This window comes from Paraburkholderia sp. JPY465 (genome assembly GCF_050436725.1).
Classification (GTDB): Bacteria; Pseudomonadota; Gammaproteobacteria; order Burkholderiales; family Burkholderiaceae; genus Paraburkholderia; species Paraburkholderia youngii.
The window spans coordinates 1,190,879-1,217,182 of record NZ_JBNDMT010000006.1 but is presented as its reverse complement, the minus strand read 5'-3'; the positions used below and the strand labels follow the sequence as shown (position 1 = coordinate 1,217,182).

Here is a 26,304-nt window from a genome sequence, read left to right as displayed (position 1 = left end):
AACCCGGCTCCTATCATGAAAGCAGCGCTTTTGTGTCAGCGCTCCGGTGCAAGCCAGCCGTCACGCTGTTGACCTGGTGGGTATGAATCACTCGCAATCGCCCCATTTCCGTCCGCTTTCCGATGTCACCGGTATGCCCGTGTGGCGGATCGTCCGATCCCTCTCACAAAAAGGAGTCGCTAACATGTTTGCTCAGACGATTGGCTGGTCCGGTGCAGAGCGCGGCTCGCGGCGAACGACTGTCGCGGGCATGGCGGCCGCCGTGGCCTTGCTTGCGGGCTTGGTTCCGGGTTCGGCGCAGAGCCAGGGTGCCACCATCAAGATCGGTGTGCCGGTTCCGCTGTCGGGCAGCAGTGCCAATGCCGGCACGGATATCGTCAATGGTGCGAAGCTCGCCGCCGCCAAAATCAACGCGGCCGGCGGCGTGCTCGGCAAGCAGATCGAGCTGGTGCCCGAAGACGACGCCTGTGATGCGCAGACCGCGGTGCAGGCGGCGCAGAAACTCGTCGATGCTGGCGTTGTCGCGGTAGCGGGCGGCTATTGTTCCAGCGCGGCGTTGCCGGAATCGACGACCTTTCATCGCGCCGGGATTCCATATGTGCTGGATGCGTCGACCAATCCGCAACTGACCGAGATGGGGTACGACAACGTGTTCCGCACGATCGGCCGTGACGACCAGCAGGGCCCGTTCGCGGCGAGCTTCATGAAGGACGTGCTGCACGCGAAGCACGTGGCGGTGATCGACGACAACACGACCTATTCCAAAGGCCTCGCGCAGAACACCGTGCAAGCGCTGAAGAAGGACGGCGTCGATGTCGTCTACGCCAATTCGATCACGCCCGGTCAGATGGACTACTCACCGACGCTCACGCGAGTCTCCTCACTCAAGCCCGACGTGATCTACTACACAGGCTACTTCTCCGAAGCCGGCCTGATCGTCAAGGAGGCGCGGCAACTGGGTCTGAAAATGACCTTCATGGGCGGCGACGCCACCAACGACCCGACCCTGATGAAGACGGCCGGTCCCGCCGCCGACGGCATGATCATCACGACCGCCCCACTCGCGCAGTTCCTGAGCGGCGCGCACGCCTACGTCGATGACTATACGAAGGCTTACGGGCAAGGGCCGGGACCGTACTCGGTCTATGAATACGATGCGGTCGGGGTCACGGCGAAAGCCATCGCGGACGCGAAGTCCACCCAGCCTGCCGCGATCACCGCTGCCCTGCACAAGATCCAGAACTACCCGGGCGCGACCGGAACGATTGCCTTCAATCCGAAGGGAGACCGCAGCAAAGCCGTGTACATCACCATCGTCGTGCACGACGACAAATTCGAGCCCTACCAGAGGCAGGATGCGAACGGACATTGGGTGGCGATGAAGTAAGTGCGATTGCGCACCGCGCGCCGTCATGAGCGACTTCTTCCAGTTCGTGATCGAAGGGCTGACGACCGGCTCGTTCTACGCGCTCGTCGCCCTCGGGTACACGATGGTCTACGGAATCATCCGGCTGATCAACTTCGCTCATGGCGACCTGTTCATGGTCGGCGCGTTCATCGGCTGGACCGGCCTGATGGTGCTGGCGTCCGCGCATCTGCCGCTCGCGCTCGCCCTGCTGATCGCTCTGGTGGCCGCCATGACGGTCACGGGCGCGCTCGGCCTGCTGATCGAGCGGCTCGCGTATCAGCCGTTGCTGCGCGCGCCGCGGCTGTCGATTCTGATCACCGCGCTGGGCGTCTCGCTGGCGTTGCAAAATGGCGTGCTGCTGATCTACGGCGCGGGCTTTCGCACCTATCCGCATGTGCTGAGCCAGGCGGGGTTCGAACTCCACGGCGTGCAGATCACGTTCGCGCAGATCGGCATTATCGTCGCAAGCCTGGCGCTGATGCTCGCGCTGTATTTCTTCGTTCATCACACGTTCCTTGGGACCGCGATGCGCGCGCTGGCCATCGACCAGGACGCCGCGCGTCTGATGGGCATCGACGTCGAACGCCTGATCCAGCTCACCTTTCTGCTGGGATCGGTGCTGGCCGCCGTGGCGGGCGTCATGGAAGGGCTTTACTACACGCAGATCAATTTCTTCATGGGTTTCGTGCTAGGCCTGCGCGCGTTCACCGCCGCCGTCCTCGGCGGTATCGGCAACATCCCGGGCGCGATGGCGGGCGGCATCCTGATCGGCCTGCTCGAAGCCTTCGGCGCGGGCTATGTCTCTTCCCAATGGACCGACGTGTTCGTGTTCGGCGTGCTGATCGCCGTGCTCGTGATCAAGCCGACCGGGCTGTTCGGCGAACGCGTCGTCGAGAGAATGTAGTTTATGAGCGCCCGTCAGGCTTCCGCGCGCTGGGCCAGGCCTGTCGGCGCTGCGCTTTTGGCCGCCGCCGTGGCGCTGCCCGCGGTCGCCAGCAACTATGTGGTCGATGTCGGCCTGACCATCGTCACCTATTCGATCCTGGGTCTTGGGCTGAACATCGTGGTCGGTTACGCCGGATTGCTCGATCTGGGCTACGCGGCCTTCTTCGCGATCGGCGCGTACACGACGGCGTTGCTGGAAACCCTGCTGCACTTCTCGTTCTGGGAAACGCTGCCGTTCAGTCTGGCGTTCACCGCGGTATCGGGCATCGTGATCGGCTACCCCACCCTGCGCCTGCGCAGCGACTATCTGGCGATCGTCACGCTGGGGTTCGGCGAAATCACGCGTATCGTCGCCACCAATCTCGACATCACGGGTGGCCCGAACGGCATCTTCGGCATCGCGAGCCCGAGCCTGTTCGGCTTCGAGATCAGTTCGCCGCAAGCGCTCTACGAACTGGGCATGGCGTTCCTCGTGGTGGTGCTCGTGTTCGCGATCCGGCTCGGCCGGTCGCGGCTGGGCCGCGCCTGGACCAGCATCCGCGAGGACGAGGCGGCTGCCGAGGCCGTCGGCGTGCCGACGCTGCGCGTCAAGCTGCTCGCCTATGTGATGGGCGCGCTGATCGGCGGGCTCGGCGGCAGTCTGTTCGCCGCCCGCTTCGGCACCATCGATCCGACCGGCTTCACGTATCTGCAATCGGTCACGATCCTGATCGTCGTCGTGCTCGGCGGGCGCGGCAGCATTCCCGGCGTGATCCTCGGCGCCATCATCGTCGCCGGCTTGCCGGAGATACTGCGTTTTCTCAACCTCTGGCGCATTTTCGCTTTCGCGATCGGGCTCGTGATCCTGATGCTGCTAAGGCCGCAGGGCTTGTGGCCAGCGCCGTTGCGCCGCGTCGCGCCGGCGCGCAAGGGCGCTGACGCCGATCGGGCTCCGGTGCCCAGCCACGCGGTCACCGACGAGACCTTGCTGGAGGTACGCGACATGCAGCGCCGCTTCGGCGGCGTGCTGGCGGTCGGCGGTGTCAGCTTCGCGGTGAAGAGCGGCGAGATCGTGAGCCTGATCGGTCCGAACGGCGCCGGCAAGACGACCGTGTTCAACTGCCTGACCGGCGTGATCCGCCCGACCGGCGGTCAGATCGTCTGGTGCGGAGAACGGCTTGCCGGCGGCGCGCCTCATCGCATCGTCCATCAAGGGATGGCGCGCACCTTCCAGGGCATCCGCCTGTTCGGCCACATGACGGCCTTCGAAAACGTGCTGACCGGCATGGATCATCGGCTTCGGACACCGCTCGCCGCCGAGCTTCTGGCGTTGCCGTCCGCGCGCGCCGAGGCGGCCGACCATTCCACCGAGGGCCTACGCTGGCTCGCCTTCGTCGGTCTTGCCGGCAGGTCGGGCGAGCGCGCCGCCGATCTGCCCTACGGCGACCAACGCAGGCTGGAGATCGCCCGTGCGCTCGCCAGCAGCCCGCGACTGCTGCTGCTCGACGAGCCGGCAGCGGGCATGAACCCGACAGAGAAACGCGCGCTGATGGAACTGATCCGGCGGATCCGGGATCATGGCGTGACGGTGCTGTTGATCGAGCACGACATGATGCTGGTGATGGGCGTGTCGGACCGGATCATCGTGATGGATCACGGCGTCATCATCGCCGAGGGCCCGCCCGCCGCGATCCAGGCGGACCCGCGCGTGATCGATGCCTATCTCGGCACAGCCGAAAAGGACGAGGCGAGCGACGATACCGCCGGGGAGAAATCGCTGTGGGACTCCTAGAAATCCGCGATCTGCGTGTCAGTTATGGGACTGTCGAAGTGCTGCACGGCATCTCGCTGGACGTCGCACAGGGCGAGGTCGTCGCGTTGCTAGGCAGCAACGGCGCGGGAAAAACGACCACACTGCGGGCGATTTCCGGATTGATCCGGCCGCGCGCGGGCAACATTGCGATGGACGGCCAGCGCCTGACGGGATTGCGCGCACACCAGATCGTGGCGCTGGGTTTGGGTCACGTGCCGGAGGGGCGGCGCATTTTCGGGGCGCTGACGGTGGAGGAAAACCTGCATCTGGGCGGCTATCTGATCCGGCGCGACAGTACCGCATTGCAACAGCGAAGGGATCAGCTGTATGCGACTTTCCCCCGGCTCGGCGAGCGCCGCAGCCAACTGGCAGGCACGCTCAGCGGCGGCGAACAGCAGATGCTGGCGATTGCCCGAGCCCTGATGCTGCGCCCGCGTATCGTCGTGCTGGACGAACCATCGATGGGACTCGCGCCGAAGCTGGTCCGCGCGATCTTCGGCATGGTCGCCGACATCTGCCGCGAAGGCACTTCGATACTGCTGGTCGAGCAGAACGCCCGCCAGGCGCTGCGAATCGCGCATCGGGCTTACGTGCTGGAAAGTGGGCGCATTGCGCTCGCGGGATCCGCCCGCGAGCTGGCTCAGGACAGCCGGGTCCGCGCTGCCTATCTGGGAGGCAGTGCCATGTCGGCAGAGTGACCCGCCGACCGAGCCGCGCGAGGAAATCCTAATACAGGCTCAGGCCTGAGTTCGAGGGAGAACGCATGATGCTGAATTACCCTGCTGCCTATCAGTCCACCAAAGGCTCGGCGCTCGACGTCGACAAGACGTTCTATCAGCGCATCGCCTCACAGCACGACACCCGCACGCTGCTCGAATCGATCGTCGTGCCGATCCGCTCGGGGCGAGCGTGGACCGTGCCGGCCGGCCACGTGTTTCGCATCGTCACGATCGAAGGCCCGCAGGTTGCCGACCTGAACATGTGGAACCGGCACAACCCGCGCGAGCGCATGTGGGCATCGCGCACGCGCCAGTTGCAGCAGGCGCACGTGAGCACGTTCGACCGTCTGTGGTCGACGCTGCCATTCCTGCGTCCGATGGTGACCATCACCGATGACAGTCTCGCCGGCTACGGCGTCGACGAGCACGGCGGCCGCGTCCACGATCTGCTCGGCACGCGCTGCGATCCCTACGTGAACCGCATGCTGACCGGCGAGGATTTTCATTTCCACTGCCACTCGAACCTGACGCGCGCCATCGCCCCGTATGGCTTGACCGAATACGACGTCCACGACGTGCTCAACGTGTTCCAGTGCACCGGCCTGAATCTCGACGACAAATACTTCATGAAGGCGTGTCCGGCAAAGAAAGGCGACTACCTCGAATTCTTCGCGGAGATCGACTTGCTGTGCGCACTGTCGACCTGTCCGGGCGGCGATCTGTCGGTGCCGATGTGGGGACCCGACGCGCGCGATCCGCTGGAAGTGTGCCGGCCGCTCGGCATCGAGGTCTGGCAACTCGCGCCGCAAATGCTGGACGGCTGGACGCCGCCGGCTGTGGCTGCCTACAAGGGGCAGCACGGCATGGTGCTGAATCAGCCGCAATGGAAGTGAGAGCGCCGCAGCCCCCTGTATCTCAGGACATTATGAAAATTATCGTGCTCGGTGGCGGGGTGGTCGGTGTGACGACCGCGTACCAGTTGCAGAAAGACGGCCATGAGGTCGTGATCGTCGAGCGGCAGCCTTTAGTCGCCGCGGAAACCAGTTGGGGTAACGCGGGCATGATCGCGCCCGGGCATTCCTTCGTCTGGTCCTCGCCGAAAGCGCCAATGATTCTGCTCAAATCGCTGGTGCTGAAAGATCAGGCGTTGCGCTTCAAGTTCTCGGCGGACCCGAGGCTTTACAGCTGGTCGTGGCGTTTCCTGATGGAATGCACATCGGAGAAGGCACGCCGCAATACCCTGCTCAAGCATCGGCTTGCCGCGTATTCGCAGCGAGTACTACAGGATGTAATCGCCGAGGAGGCCATCGAATACGATCGAAATGCGCGCGGAATTCTGTATCTCCATCGGACTCAGGAGGCGCAGGACCGCGGAATCGAACACATGAAGCTGCTGGAATCCGATGGGCAGGTCATCAGGGTCCTCAACCCCGATGAGGTGGTCGCGCTCGACCCGTCGCTGGCTTCGGCAAAAGACCGGATAGCGGGCGCCATTCACTGCCCAACCGATGAGACCGGAGACCCTGCGAAATTCACCCGCGCGCTTGCGGAAAAGATCGTCGCGCGTGGCGGCACGCTTCTGAGCGAGACGACTATCGACGGCTTCGAAACCGCCGGGCAGGACATAGTCGGCACGAGAACGAGCCGAGGCCTTGTCAAAGGCGACGCGTATGTGCTCGCCCTCGGCCCCTATAGTCCGGTTCTCGCCCGACAGATCGGCATCGATCTTCCGATTTATCCGATCAAGGGATACTCGCTGACGATTCCCATCGACGGCCGGCCCATGCCGCCCGCCGTTGCAGCGGTCGACGAGCACAACCTGGTCGCAATCTCGCGCTTCGGCGACCGGATCCGGGTCACCGCGACGGCCGAGTTTGCCGGCTACGACACGAGCCACAAGCCTTCTGATTTTGCGTTCATGAAGAGCGTGACGCAGGAACTCTACCCGGCCGGCGCGAACTACGATCGCGCCGAAATGTGGGCCGGTCTCAGGCCGATGACGCCAACCAACCTGCCGTTTTTTGGCCGCAAGAGGTACCGCAATCTTTATCTAAATACCGGTCACGGGCACATCGGCTGGACGATGTCACACGGATCGGCTCGAATCACGGCCGACCTGATCGCGGGACGAATCCCCGCGATTCCGATGGTTGGGCTGCTTTGCGACTGACGGCGGCACCACCCGGACCCCGCCTCAGGCCCGGCCGCTGCCCAGCCCTCGCATCCGCCGTGCGAAATGCGCGCGCTCCGCATCGCCCATCAGCGCGAGAAACTGATCCGCTTCCATATGGATCAGTTCTTCGTGATCGCCCGCCTCGAAGTAGACGTCCGGCTGACCTGCCAGGCTCGATTCCAGGTAGGTTTTCATGCCATACGCCATACAAATCGGCGGCACCGCTCCGGCATCGCAGTCCTTGAACAATTCACGCAGTTCGACTTCCGTGGCGAGAGCAAGCCGGCGCCCGGTCTTGCTCCAGAACTCGGAGAGCTGCACGGCGTAAGTCGATGGCAGCACGGCGGCCACATAGCCGTGTTCGTCTTCGAGCAGCACGGTCTTGGCAAGGCGGTCACCCGGAATGTGCGCCGCGGCAGCCGTTTCGACACTCGAGTGGCTGTACGGATGACGCACGACTTCGTAGCGGGAACCCTTGCTGCGCAGGCACTCCTGCAAGGTTGGCGACATCGCCATGGCACACCTCCTGTCGAATATCTGAAAAGGAATGAACACTTGCGATCTTTTCAGAATAGTTCACGCACCGGCAATCCGCACGCCGGCTGAATGCGCGGAAATGAGCGGCGGATCAGTACGACGCAAGTGCAGCGTGCATCGGTGAGCGGCGCCGCAACTTCGCGTGACAAGCGGTGCAAAGGCCTAGAATGAAAGCACGGTTTGTACCTTATAAGGGGCCGTCTATGTCTCGATCGATCACGGTTTTTTCGGTGAGACTCAGCCCAAAGGAGGCGCCCAATGTCAGTGATCGCACCCGACGAAAGGGCTGATTTTCTCGCCGTCCTGCGTCGGCACCATCTCGCCGAATCCGACTTTGTGCTTCAGGAGACCGGAGCGACCGATATCGTCGACGAGGTCTACCCGCTGAGGGGCAGTGTCACCGTCGTTCGCACGTCGTCACTGCGGGAACGGGAGTACCAGACCGGACACGGCACGGCGTGGACAGTCGAGTTCGAGAAAGACGTGATCCGGGGCGTATTCGGCTGAGCGCCGACAGGCGACGGTTTCCCCCACTGCTCTGACTCTGTGGCGACGCTGTCGCTTGCCTCGGATCTATGGCGCCCGCGTTGAATCGATGAGCTCGTCGGCCTCGCGTTCCAATGCGTCGCCTTCCGCCGAACGTTGCGTGTGGCTGAGCAGGGTGCCCAAATTTCGCAACGTGCGTGCTTCATCCTGCCGCCAGGTCAACGGATCGTCGTGGGCGAGTTTGCGGTACACATCCAGCGCCCGGCGCCATGCGTCTTCCGCTTCGCGCGGCCTGCCCGTGCGGCTGTAGAGCACGCCCAGATTGTTCAGTATCCGTGCCTCGTCAGGCTGGTACGCGACCGGCGTATCGCGCGACAGCGCGTGGACGATGCGCAGCGCGTCCTGGTAGGTCTGCAGCGCCTTGGCCGGCTGCCGTTCGAGGCGGTACAGCACGCCCAGATTGCCCAGCGTATGCGCGAGGTCTGGCTCGTAAATCGCGGGATTTTCCCGGGCGAGCTGTTGACGGATCTTCAGAGCTTGCCGGTAAGCGTGCTCCGCTTCCGACAGCCGCCCGCTTGCGCTGTAGAAGTTCCCGAGGTTATTCAGCGTGCGCGCAAGCGCCGGACGCCACGCGGCGGGATTGTCATGTTCGAGTGCGCGCTGGATGCTGAGCGCTTCGAGGTAGGCGAGTTCCGCGTCATGGGTGCGCTGGGTCGCACTGTAGAGGATACCGAGGTCGTTGAGCGTCATCGCGACCGCGGGCCGGTACTTTGCCGGGTCCTGCCGGGCCAGCGCACGGTCGAGGGCCAGAGCTTCGCGCCACGCGTCGGCCGCATCCTGCAGACGCTGCGTGTCGCGGTACAACGTTGCGAGGCTATCGAAGGTGTTTGCGACTGCGGGACCGTAGGCCGAAGGGTCCACGCGCGCGAGCGCCCAGTAGACTTCGAGCGCGTGCAGCCATGCGGCTTCGGCTTCCTTCTGCTGCCGCAGCATCACATACAGACTGCCGAGCTTGCTGAGCGTGCGCGCGACGGACGGCTGCCACGCGGTAGGCCTCTGTTGCGCAAGCGTCCGATACTGAACCAGCAGCGCCCGATACACCGGCTCGGCACGCTCGGGCTCGTGCTGCGCGAGCAGCGTGTCGGCGAATGCCGCGGCGATGTTCGTATCGTCGGGTTGCAGCGTATGGGCATGCTCCAGGTACGGCAGCGCGTTCCATGGCATGAAGCGAAGCAGTTCGATGTTCGCCGCTTCGTAGTTGCGCGCGGCGCTTAGCTGTACGTTGCCGGCTGCATCTGCCAGGAGCCGCGTGAGCAACGCAGATGCGTGATCCAGATCGAGGCGCCTCACGGCGGCGGCGGCCTGCAATTCGGTGGGGGCCGTGCTGTGCGTAATCGATAACCTGCGCAGCAGCCCTTCATAACGTGCGTTCCATTCCGAAGCCTCGGCTGCGAGGTCGATGTCGGAGCGCGTCCTGATCTGCGATGCGAGGCTTTCGAGGATCGGTTCGAAGTTGGCGAGCGCGGCTTCGTTGGTGGCTTCGTCGTGATCAGTCTGCGAGAAGATCGCGTGCAGCATCGTGTTGGCCGCGCTCGCCAGCGCGGCACGTTGCTCGGCGGAAAGCCCGTCGTGCTTCACCGCGCGGTTCAGGCGTTCGGTGACGCGTGAGAGCGCGGGCGCGGAGACAGCGCAGCGGGTCCGCACTGCGAGTCCATCCTTGACGGCGACCTCGGAGAACGACGGCACACACGCACCGGACGCCCCCGCAGCGGCGCATGCGGTGGGCAGCGCGGCCATCGCGATGCCGGACAAAATCTTGCCCGTACTCATTTGCGGTCAGGCCTACAGAATTACCGCTACAGCGTTGCGCGGCGCATCGCATTCGCCCGGAATGCCGAAATGCCGTCGCGTGTATTCATTCTATCGAATACAGTTAGCCTACATTCGCCAACTTGATAACGTCCATCGTGAAACTCGAACGTGGCCACACCTTCTCGTTTAGCCCCGACGGCGAACACTTCCTGCTCGACGGCCTGCCGTTCCAGATTCGCAGCGGCGAGATGCATCCAGCCCGTATCCCACGCGAATACTGGCGACACCGGATCCGCATGGCAAGGGCGATGGGGATGAACTGCATCGCGTTGTACATCATGTGGAATTACCACGAGACGCACAGCGGCGTGTTCGACTTCCATAGCGGTAACCGCGATATCGAGGCCTTCATCCGCCTATGCCAATCCGAGCAGATGTGGGTGCTGTTGCGTCCCGGGCCTTACGTTTGCGCAGAGTGGGACCTGGGCGGCCTCCCTTCCTGGCTGTTGCGCGATCCGGACATCCAGTTGCGGACCGACTCGGCCACCGATCCTCGCTACATGGCGGCGGTGGCTCGCTATATCGACGAACTGGTTCCGCGTATCAAGCCATTGATGTGCGAGCACGGAGGTCCGATCCTGATGATCCAGATCGAAAACGAATTCGGTTCGTATGCGAGTAACCCGGCTTACCTCGAAGAGCTCAGGCAGCTTTGGCTCAAAGGAGGCATAACCGGGCCGTTCTACACCGAAGACGGTCTCGCGCAACTGGAACGCAATCACACCACGGTGACCGGCGGCGCGATCGCGCTGAGCAACGGCAATGCAGCGCAAATCGCAACGTTGCGCCGCAAGTTCCCCTTGGTGCCCGCGATGGCCGGCGAGGTGTATCCGGGGTGGCTTACCCATTGGGGCGAAGCGGGCTTCGCGGGCGTGGACTACGACCTGTCCAGCATCCTGGCCACGTTCATGCAGGCGCGACTGTCGTTCAACCTGTATGTGATTCACGGCGGCACGAGCTTCGGCTTTTTTGCCGGCGCTAACGTGGACGATGCAGGCAACTATCAGCCCGACATCACGAGCTACGACTACTGCGCGCCGATCAACGAGCAAGGCATGGCGACGCCGAAGTACTTCAAGTATCGAGACCTGATCTCCAGCTATCTGCCCGAACCGTTGCCAGCCATACCCGACGCCGTCGCCACGCTTGGCTGCGCAGGCATTGGGGTCTTGATGCCGACGCTCTACGCGTCGATCTGGGATAACCTGCCCGCGGCGCTGCCGCGCGAGCAAGGCCTCGATCCGCAGTCGTTTGAACATTACGGTCAGGCGTTTGGCTTCGTGCTGTATCGCAAGCTTTTGCCGAAGCACGCGAGCGGCGTGCTTGATATCAGCGGCGTCCACGACTATGCAACCGTTTTCGTTGGAGAACAGTACGCGGGCGGCGTATCGAGAGCGCAACTGCCGCGCAGGTACGCGCGGTCGCTTCACATGATGCACCGCGCGCCGCTTGCGCTGCCTTCGGTGCGGCAAAATCAAGAGGCGATCCCGGACGGTCCCGTACCGCTGGAGATACTCGTCGAGGCCATGGGGCGCGTCAACTTCGGACCCGCGCTCGTCGACCGCAAAGGTCTGCTCGAACCGGTCACGATGCAACACGTAGACGGCTCAGTCTCGTTGATCGAGGAATGGGACGTCCACCTGTTGCCGATGGATGACACGTTCATCGCTAACCTCAACGAAGCGTGCACGAACCCGAGCAAACCCCGGTCTCTTTTTCAAGGCGAATGTGCTGCTGACTGAAGTCGGCGACACGTGGCTCGACATGAGCAATTGGACCAAGGGTCTCGTCTGGGTCAATGGTCACAACCTGGGACGCTACTGGAACATCGGCCCGCAAAGGCGCTTGTATTGCCCGGCGCCGTGGCTCGTGCAAGGTAACAACGAGGTGCTGGTCTTCGACCTCCATCAGATCGACGCGAAGCCGATTCCACTCGCCGATCGCTTGTACTAGCGCGCACGCCCTTTCCCCTTCACCGTTTCGCGGCGGCAACCGGCAGCAGTTCGAGCGTGAGCACTTCGAACGGCGCGAGTTGCACGGCTTGCGGCAGATCAGCGTCAAGTTGAGCGGTAATGCCGGAAGCCGTTGCACGCCACACGCTGCGCGCCTCGAATCGTCCCGCCTCTCCATCCGGCAACTCCAGTTGGCGCCGCAGGTCGAGCGTGAAGCGTTGCGTGCGACTGTGAGGATTGCGCAGCGTCACGATAGCCTTGTGCGGCGCCCAGGCTGCCCAACCGTAAGCCGCCCGTTCGTCCGGCGCGCCGCCAATCCAATGACTGTCGCGCAGGATGTCGCGGTTTTCGCGCGCCCATTTCGCGGCGCGCGCAAGCACATCCCAGTCGTGCTCGCCCAGCAGCCCCGGCGTGATGTAGAGCTCCTGCAATTGCGTGCCGGTCCCGAAGTACGACCACACCTCGTTGGAAAATGCGTTTCCCGTCGAGGTATTGAGGCGTGGATTGCACTGCGCGTACAGGATGCCGTGCAGCATCAGCGAATTGAGCGGAAAGAGCGGACTGCGCTCCACGACGTTGTGATACGTCTGCGTGTCGCGGTAGGTGATCCAGCGCTCGCGGTTCGTGCCGCTGCCTGCGAGGCCATCGTCGCTGCCGCCGCGCCAGATGGAGTCGACATGGCGCAGCCAGAACGGCGACGGATGCGTACCTGTAGTGAGATTGATGAAGGTTTCGGGCTTGGCCGCGCGGATGTCCTCGATCAGTTGAATCGCCGCGTCCCAATCGCTATCGAACAGGCTGCCAGGAAACACCCTGTCGGCATTGCCTGTGCCGTCGAACTTGAATTGATTGATGCCGCCCTTGTCGAGCAAGTCCCTCACGACTTCATGAAAGCGCCGGTAATACGTCGGACCCGACAACGCGAGACCGTTGTCGATGACCTCATAACCAGCGGCACGTCCTCGCGCTACGCGTTCCTGTTTTGGCGTACCGTAGCCGCCCCACGGCGAAAGCCATATGCCGGGAGCGGCGCCGACTCGCGCGGCAGCGTCGCGCAGCGGAACGAAGCCATCTGGAAAGGCATTGCTGAATTGCCAGCCGCCGCCAAGATCGTCCCAACCATCGTCGAACAGAAAAGAATCGATTTGCACCCCGCGCGCTGTATGCAACTCGTGGCCGATCGTCTCGATGCGTTCGAGCGCCTGTTTCTGCGTATACGGCGTCAGGTAGCCGATGTCGCCCCAGCTGTTGTAGTGCAGAAACGGACGATACGGGCGAGCACGTTCCCGCTCCAGATAGATGCCGAAATCGCGCCGAAGCTGGCCGTCACTGGCTACACCTGCCACTGCGGCGTAGACCAACGTCCTGTTTTTCTGTAGCGGCAACGCGCGATGCAGCGTAAAGCTCAGAGTGTCGCCATCTACCTGACTGGTCGCCAACGGATGCTCGAAGCCCAGATACAAGTTGCCCGTAGTGGCTGGCGTGCCCTTGCGCTCAGGACTGGCCTTGGCGCCAGGGGCACGCGTCTGCAGCAATGAGACGGCAGTGATCGCTTCATCCTGAAGAAGCGCCGTAATTGCCAGTTGGACGCGCAGATATCGTGATCCTTCGCGTTGCTCGACGCTCCATTGCAGCTTTAGGCGTCCATGATTATCGATCAGGGAGACGCTTGCGCGCCGCCCTGCGATTCGTTCGCCCAGGCGGGACGCGTGTGGGTTGGGTTCGAGCGCAGCGTCGCTCGCCGGTGCCACGACCTTCACCTCGTCCAGGCCCACGGTGGTTCCGTCAGCGAGCGTGAGCGTGAACGGCGTGGCGATCAGCAGCGTGCGTTTTCGCTCGCAATCGATCAGCGAGACACCCGCGAGACGTTCGTTCTCGTGCGTCCAGCGCAATGCAATCGCGTCGTTGCCGAATGAGCAGAAATGGCCCGTCGTCTGGAACACGGGCATGCCAGTTTGCGTAGGCAAAGAATGGTTGGCGCGCATGGAGCACCTGTCTCGGGCCAAAGCAGCAAATAGCGTAACGGCAACGGACCCACGTGTTCAAGGCGGAGCGTGCGCGGATGAAATTTTCTCATGAGACGTCGGATATCTCGCTGCATTGCGCTCGATACCGCTGCGCCGTCTGCGCCGGCGCCATCCCATGCAAATGACAGACCGGTCACCCGCGAAGTGCGCGTGGACTGAAGCGACCTTGCTGGCCTGCCCGACGTGCGGCAGCTATCAAATCCGCGCAGGCGGGCGAGTCGGAGCGAGGAAACGCGTAGAAACGTACAACCGGCAACGCGGGCAATCCTTCTTTGCGACCCAGCAGGCGCAAGCCTTCGGCTCGCTGGCTATCGGCGATGACGGTAACAGCAAAACCCGAACTCGCCGCCGACAGGCAGCCCGCCATGCTGCTGCTCTCGAACACGAGGCGCCATGCGCGCCCCGCCTTGTTGAGTGCCGTGATCGCCGACTCTCGATAGATGCACGGATCGGGAAAAACGGCCAGCGGCAGCGGCTGGTCGAGATCCAGAGGTTCATGTTGCGCGTAGGCCCAGACTAGCGGCTCTTCCCACAGCAGCTCACCGCCTTTTGCGATACGGCTGCATTGCTTGCCGAACACGAGTTCGAGACGACCGCGCTCCTGCTGGCGCAACAGATCGGCTGTGATGCCGACTTTGAGGTCGATCGTCGCCTCGGGATGTCGCTGACGAAAACGCTGTAGCACCTGGGGCAGCCAGGTGCCGGCAAAATCTTCCGATGCACCGACCCGCAGTAACCCACGCAGCGGCGCGCCGCGCAGTTTCGCGCGGGCCTCGCGTTCCAGATCGAGAATGTTGCGGCCGTACGCATACAAGGTGTCGCCGCCCTGCGTCAACGCCAGGTGGCGAGTCGTGCGTGTCAGCAGATCAACGCCGACCATTTGTTCCAGGCGCTTGATATGGCCGCTCACGGCCGAAGGCGTCAGCGCCAGACGCTCGGCGGCCGTGGCAAAGCTGCCGCTGTCCACGACTTCGAGAAAAGTGCGGAGCAATACGGTATCGAGCGGAACACCGTCGGCGGTGGGCAGAATGTCCATCGAATGATTCAACGCGAATAATCACCAATGAGTCGTGATTATTCACCAATCGCAATGAGACGTCGAGCTATCGTGGCACTACCCCGATTGCACGAGGAAAACCATGAACACCTACCGCCACGCCGCTACCCAGCGGCTCGACATTGCCTATCTCGAATGGAACCCGCAGGGAGCGCAAACTGCGGTGCTGCTGCATGGCTGGCCGGACAGCCCGCAGTGCTGGAAGAGCGTCGCGCGTATTCTGGCCGATTCGGGTTACCGCGTGCTCGCGCCTGCTCTGCGCGGCTTCGCGCCCACCCGGTTTCTCGATACGACCACGCATCGCAGCGGCCAGTTGTCCGCGCTGGGGCGCGATCTTCTGGATTTCGTCGACGTGATGGAAGTCGAGCGGCCGGTCCTGGTCGGACATGATTGGGGCGCACGCGCGGTCGCCAATGCGTGCGGTCTGCGAGATCGCGTGGCTTCACATCTGGTGATGCTATCGGTGGGATACGGCACCAATGCTCCGGACCAGATACTGACCCTGCAGCAGGTACGCAATTATTGGTATCACTGGTTTATGGCTACACCGCGAGGCGCACGCGTGCTACGGGACGAACGTGAGGCCTTCGCCCGGCAGATGTGGGATAGCTGGGCGCCGGCCGACTGGTACAAGCCGGCCGACTTCGACGAAGCGGCGCAGTCATTCGTGGGCGACGACTGGGCCGACATCGTGCTCCATTCCTACCGACATCGTTGGGGCTTTGTCGACGGAGACCCCGCCTATGCCGACGATGAAGCGCGTCTGAATCCGGCACCGGCGCTATCGGTTGCAACGCTGGTGCTGCACGGCGGTGCGGACACCTGCAATCATCCCGATAGTTCGAGCGGACGGGAGTCCTTCTTCCTTGGGCGATATGAACGGAAAGTTCTCGATGGTGTCGGCCACTTTCCGCAGCGCGAAGCGCCTCGGGAGGTCGCCGATGCCACCTTGCAGTTCTGCCGATAAGACTGCGCGGAGGTCTTTCGTTCGGACGGCGTTGTGGGCGGGCGCAGGCAGGCGTTCCAAAGCGGGCGCGGGCGCGGACGTCAAATCTCGAGCGAAATGCCTTCACTATGGAGCGCGCGCTGTACCGCCGGCCGTTCAACGACGCGCCTCGCCGATGCAGTCCAAGCCTGATACCTGTCACCCATCGGTAGGCCGATGCGCATGCCCCACCGATAGAGAACAAGTAGAAACGGATCGACGATCGTGTAGCCGCATGGCAACGCGTACGAACATCCGTCGGTGAGCGTGCTCTCGATCTGCGCAAACGCGGCCTCAATAGTCTGTCGAGCGTGTGCGGACACCGCGGCATGCAACGACACCTCTGCGACGAAACGTGCGGGTCGCCACAGGCCACCGAAGCCGACGCCGTGCACCCAGCCCGCGAGCCATGCGAACCACTCATGGCAGCGGGCTTCATCGACGGGGGCTGTCGGCAGCATGGCCAGGGTTTGGTAATGGCGCCGCGCGATAAGCGTCACGATTGCTGGGAGTTCCGTCAGTACGCGTGGTTCGCCGGGAATCGCGAGCGCCGGCACCCGGCCCTTCGGGTTGACCGCGAGATAGCCGGGTTGCAGATTGGCTCCCTCAGCGACGGGCACTGAGATCAGCTCGAACGGCGCCCCCGTTTCTTCAAGCACGATATGCGCGGCCAGCGAGCATGCACCGGGCGAAAAATAGAGTCGATAAGCATTCATGCACAAAGTCTAAAGAGACGCCCACCCGCGCTCAAACGATATATTGTGATCTTTCGGCATTAGTGATACTAATGCCTGATGACGACCGCCCGCCTCCCACCCCTTCAGACGTTGCGTGCTTTCGAAGCTGCCGTACGGCTGCGTAGCTTTACACGTGCGGCTGACGAACTCGCCCTCACGCAAGGCGCTGTCAGCCAGCACGTGCGGGCGCTCGAATCGCAGCTCGACGTCGCGCTGTTTTCACGTGGCCGCACGGGTGTCGAGCCAACCCATGCGGCATTCGCACTCGCGTTGCAGGTCCGTCAAGGGCTCAAGGTACTCGAGCGCGCGTTCGGTCTGTCTTCGGCAAGAGCGGTTCGGCGCGCGAACGCATCGAAGGGCAACACCACGCTAACGGTCAGCGCGTTGCCGTCGTTTGCCGCGCGCTGGCTCGCACCGCGACTGCCACGCTTTCATGCCGAGCATCCAGGGATCACGATCGACGTGCGCGCCAGCGTGCAGCTTGCACGCCTGGACGAGCGCGATGGAATCGATGTCGCGTTGCGCTACGGCCCTGGCCATTGGCCGGGCCTTGCCAGCGAGAAGCTGATGGACGAAGAGGTCTTCCCGGTTGCAAGCCCTGCTTATCGCAACGGCCGGCTGCCGCGCCGACTCGCGGACCTCGCGCAATGCACGTTGCTCGTGCAGGCGACTCAGCCTTGGGAGCCGTGGTTCCAGGCAGTGGCCCTCGCACTGGAAGTACCGGCCGACGCCCCTTCATTCGATGACGTGAGCAGCATGCTGAACGCGGCCGTGGGCGGCGCCGGCATCGCGCTGGCGCGACGCTCGCTGGTCGAGGCGGAACTGGCGGATGGCCGGCTGATGCGGCTGTGGCGGCGCAGCATCGTCGACGTACACGGTAATTACATCGTGTGGCGAGCCGACAGCAAGAGACTCGCCGCGATCGATGCGTTTCGGGCATGGCTGCGGCGCGAGGTGATTGCGGCGGCGCCTGCGGGGGCCGAAGGCCGCCCGCGCAACCGGGCGAGGCGCGGTCCGACGCGGCGCTAACAATCGATCGTCCGGTGTGGTGTCTCGTTGAGGTCACCAGGAGCCATCCTACCTTTCGCTGTTCTTGCCGCCGACACCGACCTTGCCGCGCCCGATCTTGCGATGCGGCGCACTTTGGCGCAGCTTTTTCCTCGAACTAGCTGTCAACGTGACGTGCTCCGAAGGGTAGCGGGTCGTTCTGTTCAGTGCGGCTTGATAGGCCCGATGGCCTGGATCGTTGCGCCTGGTAGCTGACATGATTGGCACCTCCTCGGAGAATTCTAGGCCGAGACCGCCGGGGGTTATGCCGCCTTCCCGAGTTCGGTCCGCGTCATTCATGACAACCCGGCCGCCGTGCCCGGAAACCCGGAAAAAGCTGTTGCCGCAGTCGGTCAGTCAGCGCCATTGCACCCTCAGCGGCGATCCAGTCCAGTCCCGGGGTCACACCGTTCGTTTTTCCGCAACCATGCTTTCGCCCGGCCCCGCTTCTTCCAGACGGCGGGAAGCACGACTATACGTCCACGCCTCGGCACATCGTCGCGGCCTCTTCCAAAAGGATCAGCAATCAAAGTGGACACCGTTCATCGATATCGGATCGGCAGTGCGACCGTAACACGGGTCGCCGAGCTCGTGCTTCCCGAGATTCCTTCGGCCTACCTGTTTCCCGACCGGGATCGCACGATCCTTGCCAACAATCCGCCGCCACGGATCGGCCGCGAGAACGTGTCGCAAGACGGTGAGACCCTCGCGTTGAGCGTGCATACCTGGGTCGTGCAGACGGAGGGCAAAACCGTCCTGATCGACACGGGTGCCGGCAACGGCAAGCATCGACCGCTGAACCCCGTGTTCGATCAACTCGATACGCCGTACCTGCAGCGCCTTGCGGCAGCCGGCGTTCAGCCGGCCGACGTCGACTTCGTGCTGATCACGCACCTGCACGTCGATCACGTCGGCTGGAACACGGTGCGCAAAGGTGACGCGTGGCGCCCGACATTCGCCAATGCGACCTACGTGTTCTCGGATGCCGAGTACCGTTTCTATGCCGACGAAGCGCACGTGCAGACACCGAGCGCCGGCGTATTCGAGGACAGTGTGCAGCCGATTATCGATGCGGGCCAGGCCCTGTTGATCGACGCACATAGCCAGCCCACGCTCGAAGGCCTGGAGGGCTTCACGTTCTATCGAACCAAAGGCCACAGCTTCGACCATCTGTCGATCGGTTTCACGTCTGAAGAGCAGCATGCGCTGTTTTCAGGTGACGTCATGCATCACCCGATTCAGATAGCCAAGCCCGAGTGGAACTCGACTTTCTGCGAGTTTCCCGACGATGCCGCACGCTCGCGGCTCTGGGCGCTGAACCACGCAGCAGACCGCCACGCGCTGTTCTTCAGCAGTCATTTCCCCGGAACGTCCGTGGGCGTGGTCGAAAGGCGGTCCGGCGGCTTCGCCTGGCTGCCCCGCTGAACCTCTCCACCAAGAGAGCAAACATCATGGCAACGCAAGCACAGATCGAATCCCGCGACTTCATGATCCCGAGCGATACGCCCGAGATCGAGCTTCACATCCGCAACAAGCGGCCGGCAGGCCGCACCGACTTTGGCGAAGCACGCACCGTGATGTTGATGCACGGCGCGACCTACGGATCCGGCAGCCTCTACGACACGCAGATCGGCGGATATTCGTTTATGGACTACCTCGCTCGCGCTGGCTTCGATGCTTACGCCGTGGATGCACGCGGCTATGGTGAGTCGACACGACCACCGCAAATGCGTGTCGCCGCGGCGCAGAGCGAGCCGCTGGGGCGTACCGAATCCGGCTTGCGCGACTTCACGAGCGCCGTGAACTTCGTGCTGCGCACTTCAGGCATCGCGCGTACCAATGTGATCGGCATGTCCTGGGGCGGCAGCGTGACTGGCGCGTTCACCGCCCGCAACGGTCACAAGGTTCGCAGGCTCGGGCTCGTTGCACCGCAGTGGGTCAGCGACAAGCCAATCCCACTGGACCCAGGTGGCCCGCTGGGTGGTTACCGGGTGGTGCGCGCGGCCGATGCGCGCGAGCGCTGGGTCAGTGCCGCCCCCGAGTGGAAGCGCAGCACACTGATACCGGATGGTGGCTTCGAAGCATGGCTCGACAACACGGTTCGCACCGAGCCCGACGAGGCGTTGCGCGAGAACCAGTCGATCCGTGTCGCGAACGGGCCGATTCAGGACATTCGCGAGTACTGGGGAGCAGGTAAGGCATTTTATGACCCGGGCCACATCGAAGTGCCGGTCCTGCTGATTCATGGCGAATGGGATGTCGACGTGCCGCTCGCGCTTGCGCAGGATTACTTTGCGCATCTGAGCGGATCGCCGGACAAGCGTTGGCTCGAACTGGGCGAAGCGACCCACATGCTCATGCTCGAAAAGAACCGGGGGCACGCATATCAGGCATTGGTCAGCTTCCTGAGCGAGGCTTGATGGCGGCGCAAGCGCACCGGCGACCGACGCTTACGACACGCTTTCGGCACCGGCGCCGTGCGAGAATGCCGCAGCACATCGCATGCATCCTCGCACGACGCAAACATCCGTATCGCCGCGCGACCGGCATGCATCCCAATCTGACAGGACTGATGCATGGATAAGCTGGCCGCAATGCAGACCTTCGTTCGTGTCGTCGACTCAGGCACTTTTACGCGTGCTGCAGACCTCATGAATGTGCCCAAATCGTCCGTCACCCGCCTCATACAGGAACTCGAAAAAGAACTGGGGGTGCGGCTGCTGCACCGTACAAGTCGTCAACTCACGCTGACGCAGGAAGGCCAGATCTATTACGAGGGCTCGATTCGCGTGCTCGACGAGGTTGGCTCGCTGGATGGCAGTGTCCTGAGCGCAACCCGTTCGCCGAAGGGAAAAATCAGAGTGGAACTGCCCGGCTCGTTGGCGTATCAATTGTTCGTCCCGGCCATGCCGGACTTCTTTGCGCGCTATCCCGATGTCCAGGTCGAGCTGAGCGTCGGTAACCGGTCGGTTGATCTCATCGCGGAGAACCTTGACTGTGTTCTGCGTCTCGGGCCATTGCTCAGCGACTCGCTGATCGCGCGCTCTGCCGGCACGCTGCCGCTCGTGACGTGCGCGTCGCCCGCCTACATTCAGCGCCATGGCCTGCCCCGCGAGCCCGCGGATCTCATGCAAGGCCATACGATCGTCCGCATGAATTCGCCGCGCTCGGGGCGAGACTTCGTCTTTCAACTCCATCGGGAGAAACAGCTCTTCGAAATCCACGGCAGTCATCGGTTAAGTGTCAACGACTCGAGCGCCGCGCTAGCGGCTGGACTTGCAGGGCTCGGCGTACTCACCACCTATGCGTTCCTCGTCACCCCGCACCTTCGCTCCGGCGCGCTCGTGCGCCTCTTTCCCGATTGGCGCGGCGATGACGTCGCTGTGCACATTGCCTATCCGGCTAATCGGCATCTCGCCTCCAAGGTGCGCGTATTCGTCGAATGGGCGATTGAACTTCTGAGGGCAAGCGAACCGGCGTAACTCTTCGCGTCGTCACCAGACAATCGTCTGTCCGCCTGCTCGCCAAATGAACGATGTCCAAGCCTGCAATCGTCTGGACGAAGATATAAACGCTCTTCGTAGCGAATGAAAGTGAAGGCGGTCGGCAAGTCGGCATCGAATCGTGCGTCGTCCTGCCACAGGTTGGACAATTCAAGCGCAGCGCGGATTGCCTGTGTCCTTTGGGATTACCGTCAGTTCATCTTTCGGAATTCGGGTCGGTCTGCCAATGAAGGGGAAAGCATTGCCGTAGTAGCGAATCTCGACGGGTATTTGTTCCGGCTCGAGTATCTCCGATACAAACGCGGGAGTCTGCATCTGATGATCGCATGCTCGCATTTCCACGTCGCCCCAAACTGCTGCAAATCTGGCTCCCTCCCACGTCGAAATCAACCTGGCAGTATCCAGCGTGCCTGCTCGCTTTATCACGTCACCGATCCACAAAATCGCACTTACCACGATGAGGTCCGGATATTTGTAACTGATCGGGGCGTCAGGATAGTAATCGCGCCATTCCCGGATATCCGCTATGTTTTCCGGAGTATCGAGCGTTGTGTGATAAACGTTCGCGGTGATATGACCGACCGCCGCGTCCTTCACCGCTTGCAATACTGTGGGATCGCTGAGAAAGTATCCGCCCGTCTTCACCTTCCAGCCCAAGGACTTCCCCTGTTGGAGCAGCAGGCGCAGATCCTGGCCCCAGTCCCCGGTGATGACGACGTCAGCATCGGAAGCCATGATCTTGGTGACGTACGGACCAAAATCCTGGACCTTCTGGAGCGGGTGGTATTCATCCCCGACAATGCTCTGATTGGGCGCCTTCATCTTGTCGAATGCCTTTTTGAAGCCATCCGCGCAAGCGTGTCCGAAATTGTAGTCCTGGTTCAGAAGATAGAATCTTGCGGGCTTGTGCTTCGCCATTCTGGTGAAGTAGAAAGCGAGTATTCTCGAGTGCATATCGGTATTCAGGCAGCACCGAAAGGTCGTGTCCAGGAACTCTTCACCCGTAAGTTCAGCGGCTTCAGAAGCGTATGTGACGAATAGCTTTCGATTCAGGTTGGCAACCTGAGAAACCGCCTTCGCAACAGCCGATCCGGGCCCAACCGCAAGAACGTCTACCTTCTCACGGTAGAGCAGATCATTCGCGCGGCGAGTTGCGACGTCGGGTTTGAGTTCACTATCCGCGGGTACGATCTCCACCTGCCGTCCGAGCACCCCGCCGGTCCGATTGAGCTTGTAAGCGCCGAATCTGGCGGCCGCGACGAAAGCCCCTCCAACATAGGCTACCGGCCCCGACAGTGGTTCAATTACACCAATCTTGATGGAACTACTCTGACTCCAGGCAGGGCGCGCGACAATCCATGGTCCGACAGCAACGGCGCCAGCCGCAGCGACGCCTTTGACAAACGTGCGCCGACCGGTTCGAACGTTCATGATTAGCCTCTCTGAAGAAGCGGTCACGCACCCTAAGTGCGCATTTTCATAACTCCAGATATCGCTTTCTGACTTGCTCGTCCGCAATCAAATCCACCGAGCTGCCGTCAAACACGATGCGTCCCTTCGACATCACATAGAAGCGGCTTCCGAGCGACAGCGCGAGCCCCATCGTCTGATCGACAAGCAGGATGGCCGTGCCATCGTGATGAGCCGCGCTGAGTATTCTCTCGACTTGCGTGATGATTGCGGGAGCGAGTCCCTCGGTTGGCTCGTCTACCAATAGCAAGCTTGGGTTGCCCATTAGCGCGCGACCGGTGCAGAGCATTTTCTGCTCGCCGCCGGACAAGGTACCGGCACGCTGGGCATTCCGCTCTCGCAGCCTCGGAAAGAACTCATAGACGCGGTCCAAGGTCCAGCGGTTGCCGTTCGTGGCGCTGGCTGACGGCGGTGCCTCTTTCATTCCGATCAGAAGATTTTCCTTCACGGTGATAGTCGGAAAGATACGGCGCTCCTCGGGCACATATCCAAAACCCAGCCTCGCAATGGAGTGAGCCGGAAAATTGGTTATGTTTCTGCCATTAAAGACCACTGAGCCTGACGCCAGCTTGACGAGTCCCATCATGGACTTCAGTGTCGTCGACTTGCCGACACCATTTCGGCCCAAAAGACAAACAACCTCACCATCGTCGATCATCAAAGACGCACCTTGAAGAACGTGCGATTTTTCATAGTAGGCGTGCAACTCCGTGGCTTTCATCATGATCTTTTTCCCGCGCGAGAGTCCGATCCGAGATACGCCGACTGGACATCCTTGCTATGGCGTATTTCATCCGGTGTCCCGCACGCGAGCAACGTACCATAGTGAAGTACGCTAATGCGGTCGGCCACTGCGAAAACGACGTCCATGTCATGCTCAATCATCACGAGCGTCTTGTTCTTGCTTATCTGACGAATCAACTCGACGACCTTCTGTGATTCGTCGACGTCGAGACCTGCGGTCGGTTCATCGAGCAGGATCAATTGAGGAGACGTCGCGATGGTGAGCGCAATCTCCAGCTGTCGCTGTTCGCCGTATGAAAGCGCGCATGCCGGCGTGTCGCGTCGCTCGAGTAGCTCCAGCAATCCGAGAACATAATTTGCCTCCCGGGCTGCGGATTCCTGATGATCGACGACGTGCCAGAAATCGAGTCGGCTGCCGCGGCGGGATAAAACAGCACTTCGCACGGACTCGAAGACAGTCAGGCGCGGAAAGGTGTTGATACTTTGGAAGGAACGAGCAACACCTAGGCGGGCGATACGATAGGGAGACATCCGCGTGATGTCCTTTTGTTTATAGAAAATTCCCCCTTGCCTTGGATGCAAGCGCCCGCTGATGATATTGAACAACGTCGTCTTGCCTGCGCCATTCGGTCCGATGATCGCGTGCCGCTCACCCGGAAAGATCTTCAGGTCGATTCCCGCCAACACACGAAACCCGCAAAAATCGTGATGAATTTCGCGGAGTTCGAGCATGGGGTTCATGGCTGTTCTCGCGTGGGTGAACGCCACATTCCGATCAGAAATTGGATTGGACCCGCAGGCCCGACGATGCCAGCCAAACCGGTACGCATGAACAGTATTAGCAGGACGAACAGCAGACCGACCACGAACGGCCAGTGTTCGCTGATACTCGACAGCCCGTCTTGTAACAGAATATAAGCTGCTGCACCTAATAGAGGCCCGACAAGTGTTCCGGTACCGCCGAGAAGCGCGATCAACACCACCTCGGCACTGGTGTTGAAATCCAGTGCTTCAGGCGACACAAGTTCCTGAAAGCTCGCAAAGAGTCCACCCGCGACCGCCGCAAAAGAAGATGCAATACAGAACACGCTCAACCTTGTGGCGAAAACATTGTAGCCAAGCGATGCAGCCCGCTCGTCGTTTTCGCGCACTGTCACTGAGGCGTTTCCCAATGGTGTGCGGGTGATGTGCCATATCGCAGCAATGCACAGCATCACCACCGTCAGTTCAAGCCAGTAAAAGTGCCGTGGCTCGTTCATGTGCAACAGAAGCCCGCCTGGCAAGCGCAAATCCGGCGGACGAACGCTCAGGCCGTCGTCGCCCCTCGTCACGGTCCGCCATTTCAGTGCGACTGCAAAGAGAAATTGACTGAAGGCCAGCGTGAGCATCGAAAAAGACGTGCCTCGAGAACGAACACAAAGGACTCCCACGACGATCCCCAAAGATGCGCCAGAGAGCGCGCAACCAATCAAAGTCAGTGGAACTGGCACGGCACCGAGGAATTTCCATGTCAGACCGGCTGCGTAACCACCTATTCCGAACGCGGCTGCATGACCGAAAGAAAGCATTCCGCCATACCCGAACAGAAGATTGAACGAGGCGGCAAAAAGGCCAAAGTAAAGTATCTCTATGACAAGTCGCAGCGAAGCGATGTCCAGAATCAGAGGTAGAAGGTAGAGCGCGATGAGCGCTGAAATCCATCCGGCGAGCAGGATCACCGCGTCTTCCCCAATAGGCCTTGTGGCCTGACTATCAGCACTGCCGCCATCAGAAGGAATTGAAAAACGAGTGCAAACTGTGGAACGAAAAGTATCCCGAATGACTGTATCTCACCGATCAGAATGGAGGATATCAACGCTCCAGAAAGCGATCCGAATCCGCCGATTACGACAACGACAAAAGTATCGACGAGAATTGCCTGTCCCATCGATGGTTCGACCTGCAGGAAAGGAGCCGCAACGACTCCAGCGATAGCAGCGAGGGCAGAACCCAGGCCAAAAACCGTGGTCATCACCAGACCCGTGTTGACACCCAGCGCACTCACCATTTCTCGATCCGAAACGCAGGAAAGAATGACGATGCCAAGCCGCGTCCGGTTGAGGACAATCCCCAGAAGCACGCAAATCAGACCTGAGAATGCGAGAATGAACAGGCGATATGTCGGATATCGTCCGCCCAACAGGGGAATCGATCCGGCCAGCAACGAGGGCGTTGGAACCTCCAACGTATAGCTGCCCCAGATCCACCGCGTTGCTTCGGAGATCATGTAAAACAGACCGAGAGTCAAAAGCAACTCGCGCTCGTGTCCATGCCCGCGGATGCGCCGCAATAGCCCGTATTCAACTGCCGCACCGAGTAATCCCACCGCAATAGGAGCGATGAGCAGAGAAAGCCAAAAGTTCTCTGTGATCGCGACGATCGCATAGGCGAGATAAGCGCCCAACATATAGAAGGCCGCATGAGCGATATTTAAAACCCGCAGCAACCCGAAGATAAGAGTCAGTCCGGACGCAACCAGAAAGAGCAGCATCCCATAGACCAGGCCGTGCAAGGCCTGCATTGTGTAGAGACTGATCATGTCACCAGTGACCGATCTTCAACCGGTCATCGTGCGGATGAAGCGTCGAACGTCATAGCCTCCTCCATTCAGTGACGGCGTTTTATCCTGTATTAGCCGAACGTCACTCTATAGATAAAGCGTGGCGACTGGAATGAGTCGGTTAATCGTAAGGTTCCAGGATCGTCAGGACGCAAGTCGACGACCTTTTTTGTCTTGCCAACAGCATCGACAAAAGCCTTAAGCGTTCTAAGCATGATAGTTGATGAGTTTGGCAAACGAGTGCGGTTTGG

At 61.6% G+C, this 26,304-nt stretch carries 22 protein-coding genes and 1 pseudogene; 13 read left to right on the top strand and 10 right to left on the bottom strand.

The annotated features are described in order from the left end of the window. Nucleotides 1-184: 184 nt before the first annotated feature. From QFZ94_RS38945 to QFZ94_RS38920, 6 genes are all read left to right on the top strand, one after another. Entirely contained in the window at nucleotides 185-1,387 is a 1,203-nt protein-coding gene (locus tag QFZ94_RS38945) for a branched-chain amino acid ABC transporter substrate-binding protein (RefSeq protein WP_410850906.1), read from the top strand. 25 nt (nucleotides 1,388-1,412) lie between these two features. Then, a complete protein-coding gene (locus QFZ94_RS38940; protein ID WP_149669379.1) occupies nucleotides 1,413-2,312 on the top strand; it encodes a branched-chain amino acid ABC transporter permease in 900 nt (299 codons plus the stop codon). Between the two features lie 3 nt (nucleotides 2,313-2,315). Further along, on the top strand, nucleotides 2,316-4,124 hold the full coding sequence (locus tag QFZ94_RS38935; protein WP_429463228.1) for an ABC transporter permease subunit: 1,809 nt from the start codon (nucleotides 2,316-2,318) through the stop codon (nucleotides 4,122-4,124). Continuing rightward, nucleotides 4,112-4,843: an ABC transporter ATP-binding protein gene (locus QFZ94_RS38930; RefSeq protein WP_410850909.1), complete on the top strand. Its 732-nt coding sequence runs from the start codon at nucleotides 4,112-4,114 to the stop codon at nucleotides 4,841-4,843. The genes QFZ94_RS38935 and QFZ94_RS38930 overlap by 13 nt, the downstream gene beginning before the upstream one ends. Before the next feature lie 68 nt (nucleotides 4,844-4,911). Continuing rightward, on the top strand, nucleotides 4,912-5,757 hold the full coding sequence (locus QFZ94_RS38925; protein ID WP_429463225.1) for an urea carboxylase-associated family protein: 846 nt from the start codon (nucleotides 4,912-4,914) through the stop codon (nucleotides 5,755-5,757). A gap of 32 nt (nucleotides 5,758-5,789) precedes the next feature. Then, nucleotides 5,790-7,034 (top strand): D-amino acid dehydrogenase, encoded by a 1,245-nt coding sequence (locus tag QFZ94_RS38920; protein ID WP_410850924.1) that lies wholly within the window; start codon nucleotides 5,790-5,792, stop codon nucleotides 7,032-7,034. A 24-nt stretch (nucleotides 7,035-7,058) separates the two neighbouring features. On the opposite strand, the gene QFZ94_RS38915 is transcribed toward QFZ94_RS38920, so the two are convergent. Further along, on the bottom strand, nucleotides 7,059-7,553 hold the full coding sequence (locus QFZ94_RS38915; RefSeq protein ID WP_368581338.1) for an aminoacyl-tRNA deacylase: 495 nt from the start codon (nucleotides 7,551-7,553) through the stop codon (nucleotides 7,059-7,061). Nucleotides 7,554-7,832: 279 nt separating this feature from the next. On the opposite strand from QFZ94_RS38915, the gene QFZ94_RS38910 reads away from it, so the two are divergent. Then, the gene (locus QFZ94_RS38910; protein ID WP_018436237.1) at nucleotides 7,833-8,081 is read left to right on the top strand and encodes a hypothetical protein; all 249 of its coding nucleotides are present in this window, start codon (nucleotides 7,833-7,835) and stop codon (nucleotides 8,079-8,081) included. A gap of 66 nt (nucleotides 8,082-8,147) precedes the next feature. Here the strand turns inward: QFZ94_RS38910 and QFZ94_RS38905 are convergent, their stop codons facing one another. Continuing rightward, nucleotides 8,148-9,890, bottom strand: a complete 1,743-nt coding sequence (locus QFZ94_RS38905) for a tetratricopeptide repeat protein (RefSeq protein WP_429463223.1) — start codon at nucleotides 9,888-9,890, stop codon at nucleotides 8,148-8,150. Between the two features lie 122 nt (nucleotides 9,891-10,012). Here QFZ94_RS38905 and QFZ94_RS38900 point away from each other — a divergent pair. After that, nucleotides 10,013-11,885 (top strand): annotated as a pseudogene (locus QFZ94_RS38900) (beta-galactosidase). 19 nt (nucleotides 11,886-11,904) lie between these two features. Here the strand turns inward: QFZ94_RS38900 and QFZ94_RS38895 are convergent. Together QFZ94_RS38895 and QFZ94_RS38890 are read right to left on the bottom strand one after the other, a co-directional pair. Continuing rightward, complete coding sequence (locus QFZ94_RS38895; protein ID WP_429463221.1) at nucleotides 11,905-13,833, bottom strand: enterotoxin; 1,929 nt, start codon at nucleotides 13,831-13,833, stop codon at nucleotides 11,905-11,907. A gap of 211 nt (nucleotides 13,834-14,044) precedes the next feature. After that, nucleotides 14,045-14,947: a LysR substrate-binding domain-containing protein gene (locus tag QFZ94_RS38890; protein WP_429463219.1), complete on the bottom strand. Its 903-nt coding sequence runs from the start codon at nucleotides 14,945-14,947 to the stop codon at nucleotides 14,045-14,047. Between the two features lie 103 nt (nucleotides 14,948-15,050). On the opposite strand from QFZ94_RS38890, the gene QFZ94_RS38885 reads away from it, so the two are divergent. Then, the gene (locus tag QFZ94_RS38885; RefSeq protein ID WP_429463217.1) at nucleotides 15,051-15,935 is read left to right on the top strand and encodes an alpha/beta fold hydrolase; all 885 of its coding nucleotides are present in this window, start codon (nucleotides 15,051-15,053) and stop codon (nucleotides 15,933-15,935) included. Between the two features lie 80 nt (nucleotides 15,936-16,015). On the opposite strand, the gene QFZ94_RS38880 is transcribed toward QFZ94_RS38885, so the two are convergent. Then, nucleotides 16,016-16,669, bottom strand: coding sequence for a glutathione S-transferase family protein (locus QFZ94_RS38880; RefSeq protein ID WP_429463215.1), 654 nt, complete (start codon nucleotides 16,667-16,669; stop codon nucleotides 16,016-16,018). 78 nt (nucleotides 16,670-16,747) lie between these two features. Between QFZ94_RS38880 and QFZ94_RS38875 the strand changes: the two genes are divergently transcribed. The 4 genes from QFZ94_RS38875 to QFZ94_RS38860 all read left to right on the top strand — a co-directional run bounded on the left by QFZ94_RS38875 (nucleotide 16,748) and on the right by QFZ94_RS38860 (nucleotide 21,219). Continuing rightward, nucleotides 16,748-17,719, top strand: coding sequence for a LysR substrate-binding domain-containing protein (locus QFZ94_RS38875; RefSeq protein ID WP_429463213.1), 972 nt, complete (start codon nucleotides 16,748-16,750; stop codon nucleotides 17,717-17,719). 549 nt (nucleotides 17,720-18,268) lie between these two features. Then, nucleotides 18,269-19,162 carry an MBL fold metallo-hydrolase gene (locus QFZ94_RS38870; protein WP_429463211.1) on the top strand — a complete coding sequence of 298 codons (894 nt, stop codon included), beginning with the start codon at nucleotides 18,269-18,271 and terminating at the stop codon, nucleotides 19,160-19,162. 26 nt (nucleotides 19,163-19,188) lie between these two features. Further along, nucleotides 19,189-20,157 (top strand): alpha/beta hydrolase, encoded by a 969-nt coding sequence (locus QFZ94_RS38865; RefSeq protein ID WP_429463209.1) that lies wholly within the window; start codon nucleotides 19,189-19,191, stop codon nucleotides 20,155-20,157. A gap of 156 nt (nucleotides 20,158-20,313) precedes the next feature. Then, nucleotides 20,314-21,219, top strand: a complete 906-nt coding sequence (locus QFZ94_RS38860) for a LysR family transcriptional regulator (RefSeq protein WP_429463207.1) — start codon at nucleotides 20,314-20,316, stop codon at nucleotides 21,217-21,219. A 171-nt stretch (nucleotides 21,220-21,390) separates the two neighbouring features. Here the strand turns inward: QFZ94_RS38860 and QFZ94_RS38855 are convergent, their stop codons facing one another. From QFZ94_RS38855 to QFZ94_RS38835, 5 genes are read right to left on the bottom strand one after another with little or no spacing between them, the layout of a single operon-like run. Beyond that, nucleotides 21,391-22,671, bottom strand: a complete 1,281-nt coding sequence (locus QFZ94_RS38855) for an ABC transporter substrate-binding protein (RefSeq protein WP_368581332.1) — start codon at nucleotides 22,669-22,671, stop codon at nucleotides 21,391-21,393. A gap of 46 nt (nucleotides 22,672-22,717) precedes the next feature. Continuing rightward, nucleotides 22,718-23,434: an ABC transporter ATP-binding protein gene (locus QFZ94_RS38850; RefSeq protein WP_429463204.1), complete on the bottom strand. Its 717-nt coding sequence runs from the start codon at nucleotides 23,432-23,434 to the stop codon at nucleotides 22,718-22,720. Beyond that, entirely contained in the window at nucleotides 23,431-24,195 is a 765-nt protein-coding gene (locus tag QFZ94_RS38845) for an ABC transporter ATP-binding protein (protein WP_429463202.1), read from the bottom strand. The genes QFZ94_RS38850 and QFZ94_RS38845 overlap by 4 nt, the downstream gene beginning before the upstream one ends. After that, nucleotides 24,192-25,172: a branched-chain amino acid ABC transporter permease gene (locus QFZ94_RS38840; RefSeq protein ID WP_429463200.1), complete on the bottom strand. Its 981-nt coding sequence runs from the start codon at nucleotides 25,170-25,172 to the stop codon at nucleotides 24,192-24,194. The genes QFZ94_RS38845 and QFZ94_RS38840 overlap by 4 nt, the downstream gene beginning before the upstream one ends. Continuing rightward, nucleotides 25,169-26,032, bottom strand: coding sequence for a branched-chain amino acid ABC transporter permease (locus QFZ94_RS38835; RefSeq protein WP_368581328.1), 864 nt, complete (start codon nucleotides 26,030-26,032; stop codon nucleotides 25,169-25,171). Before QFZ94_RS38835 ends, QFZ94_RS38840 begins: the two co-directional genes overlap by 4 nt. Nucleotides 26,033-26,304: the final 272 nt, after the last annotated feature.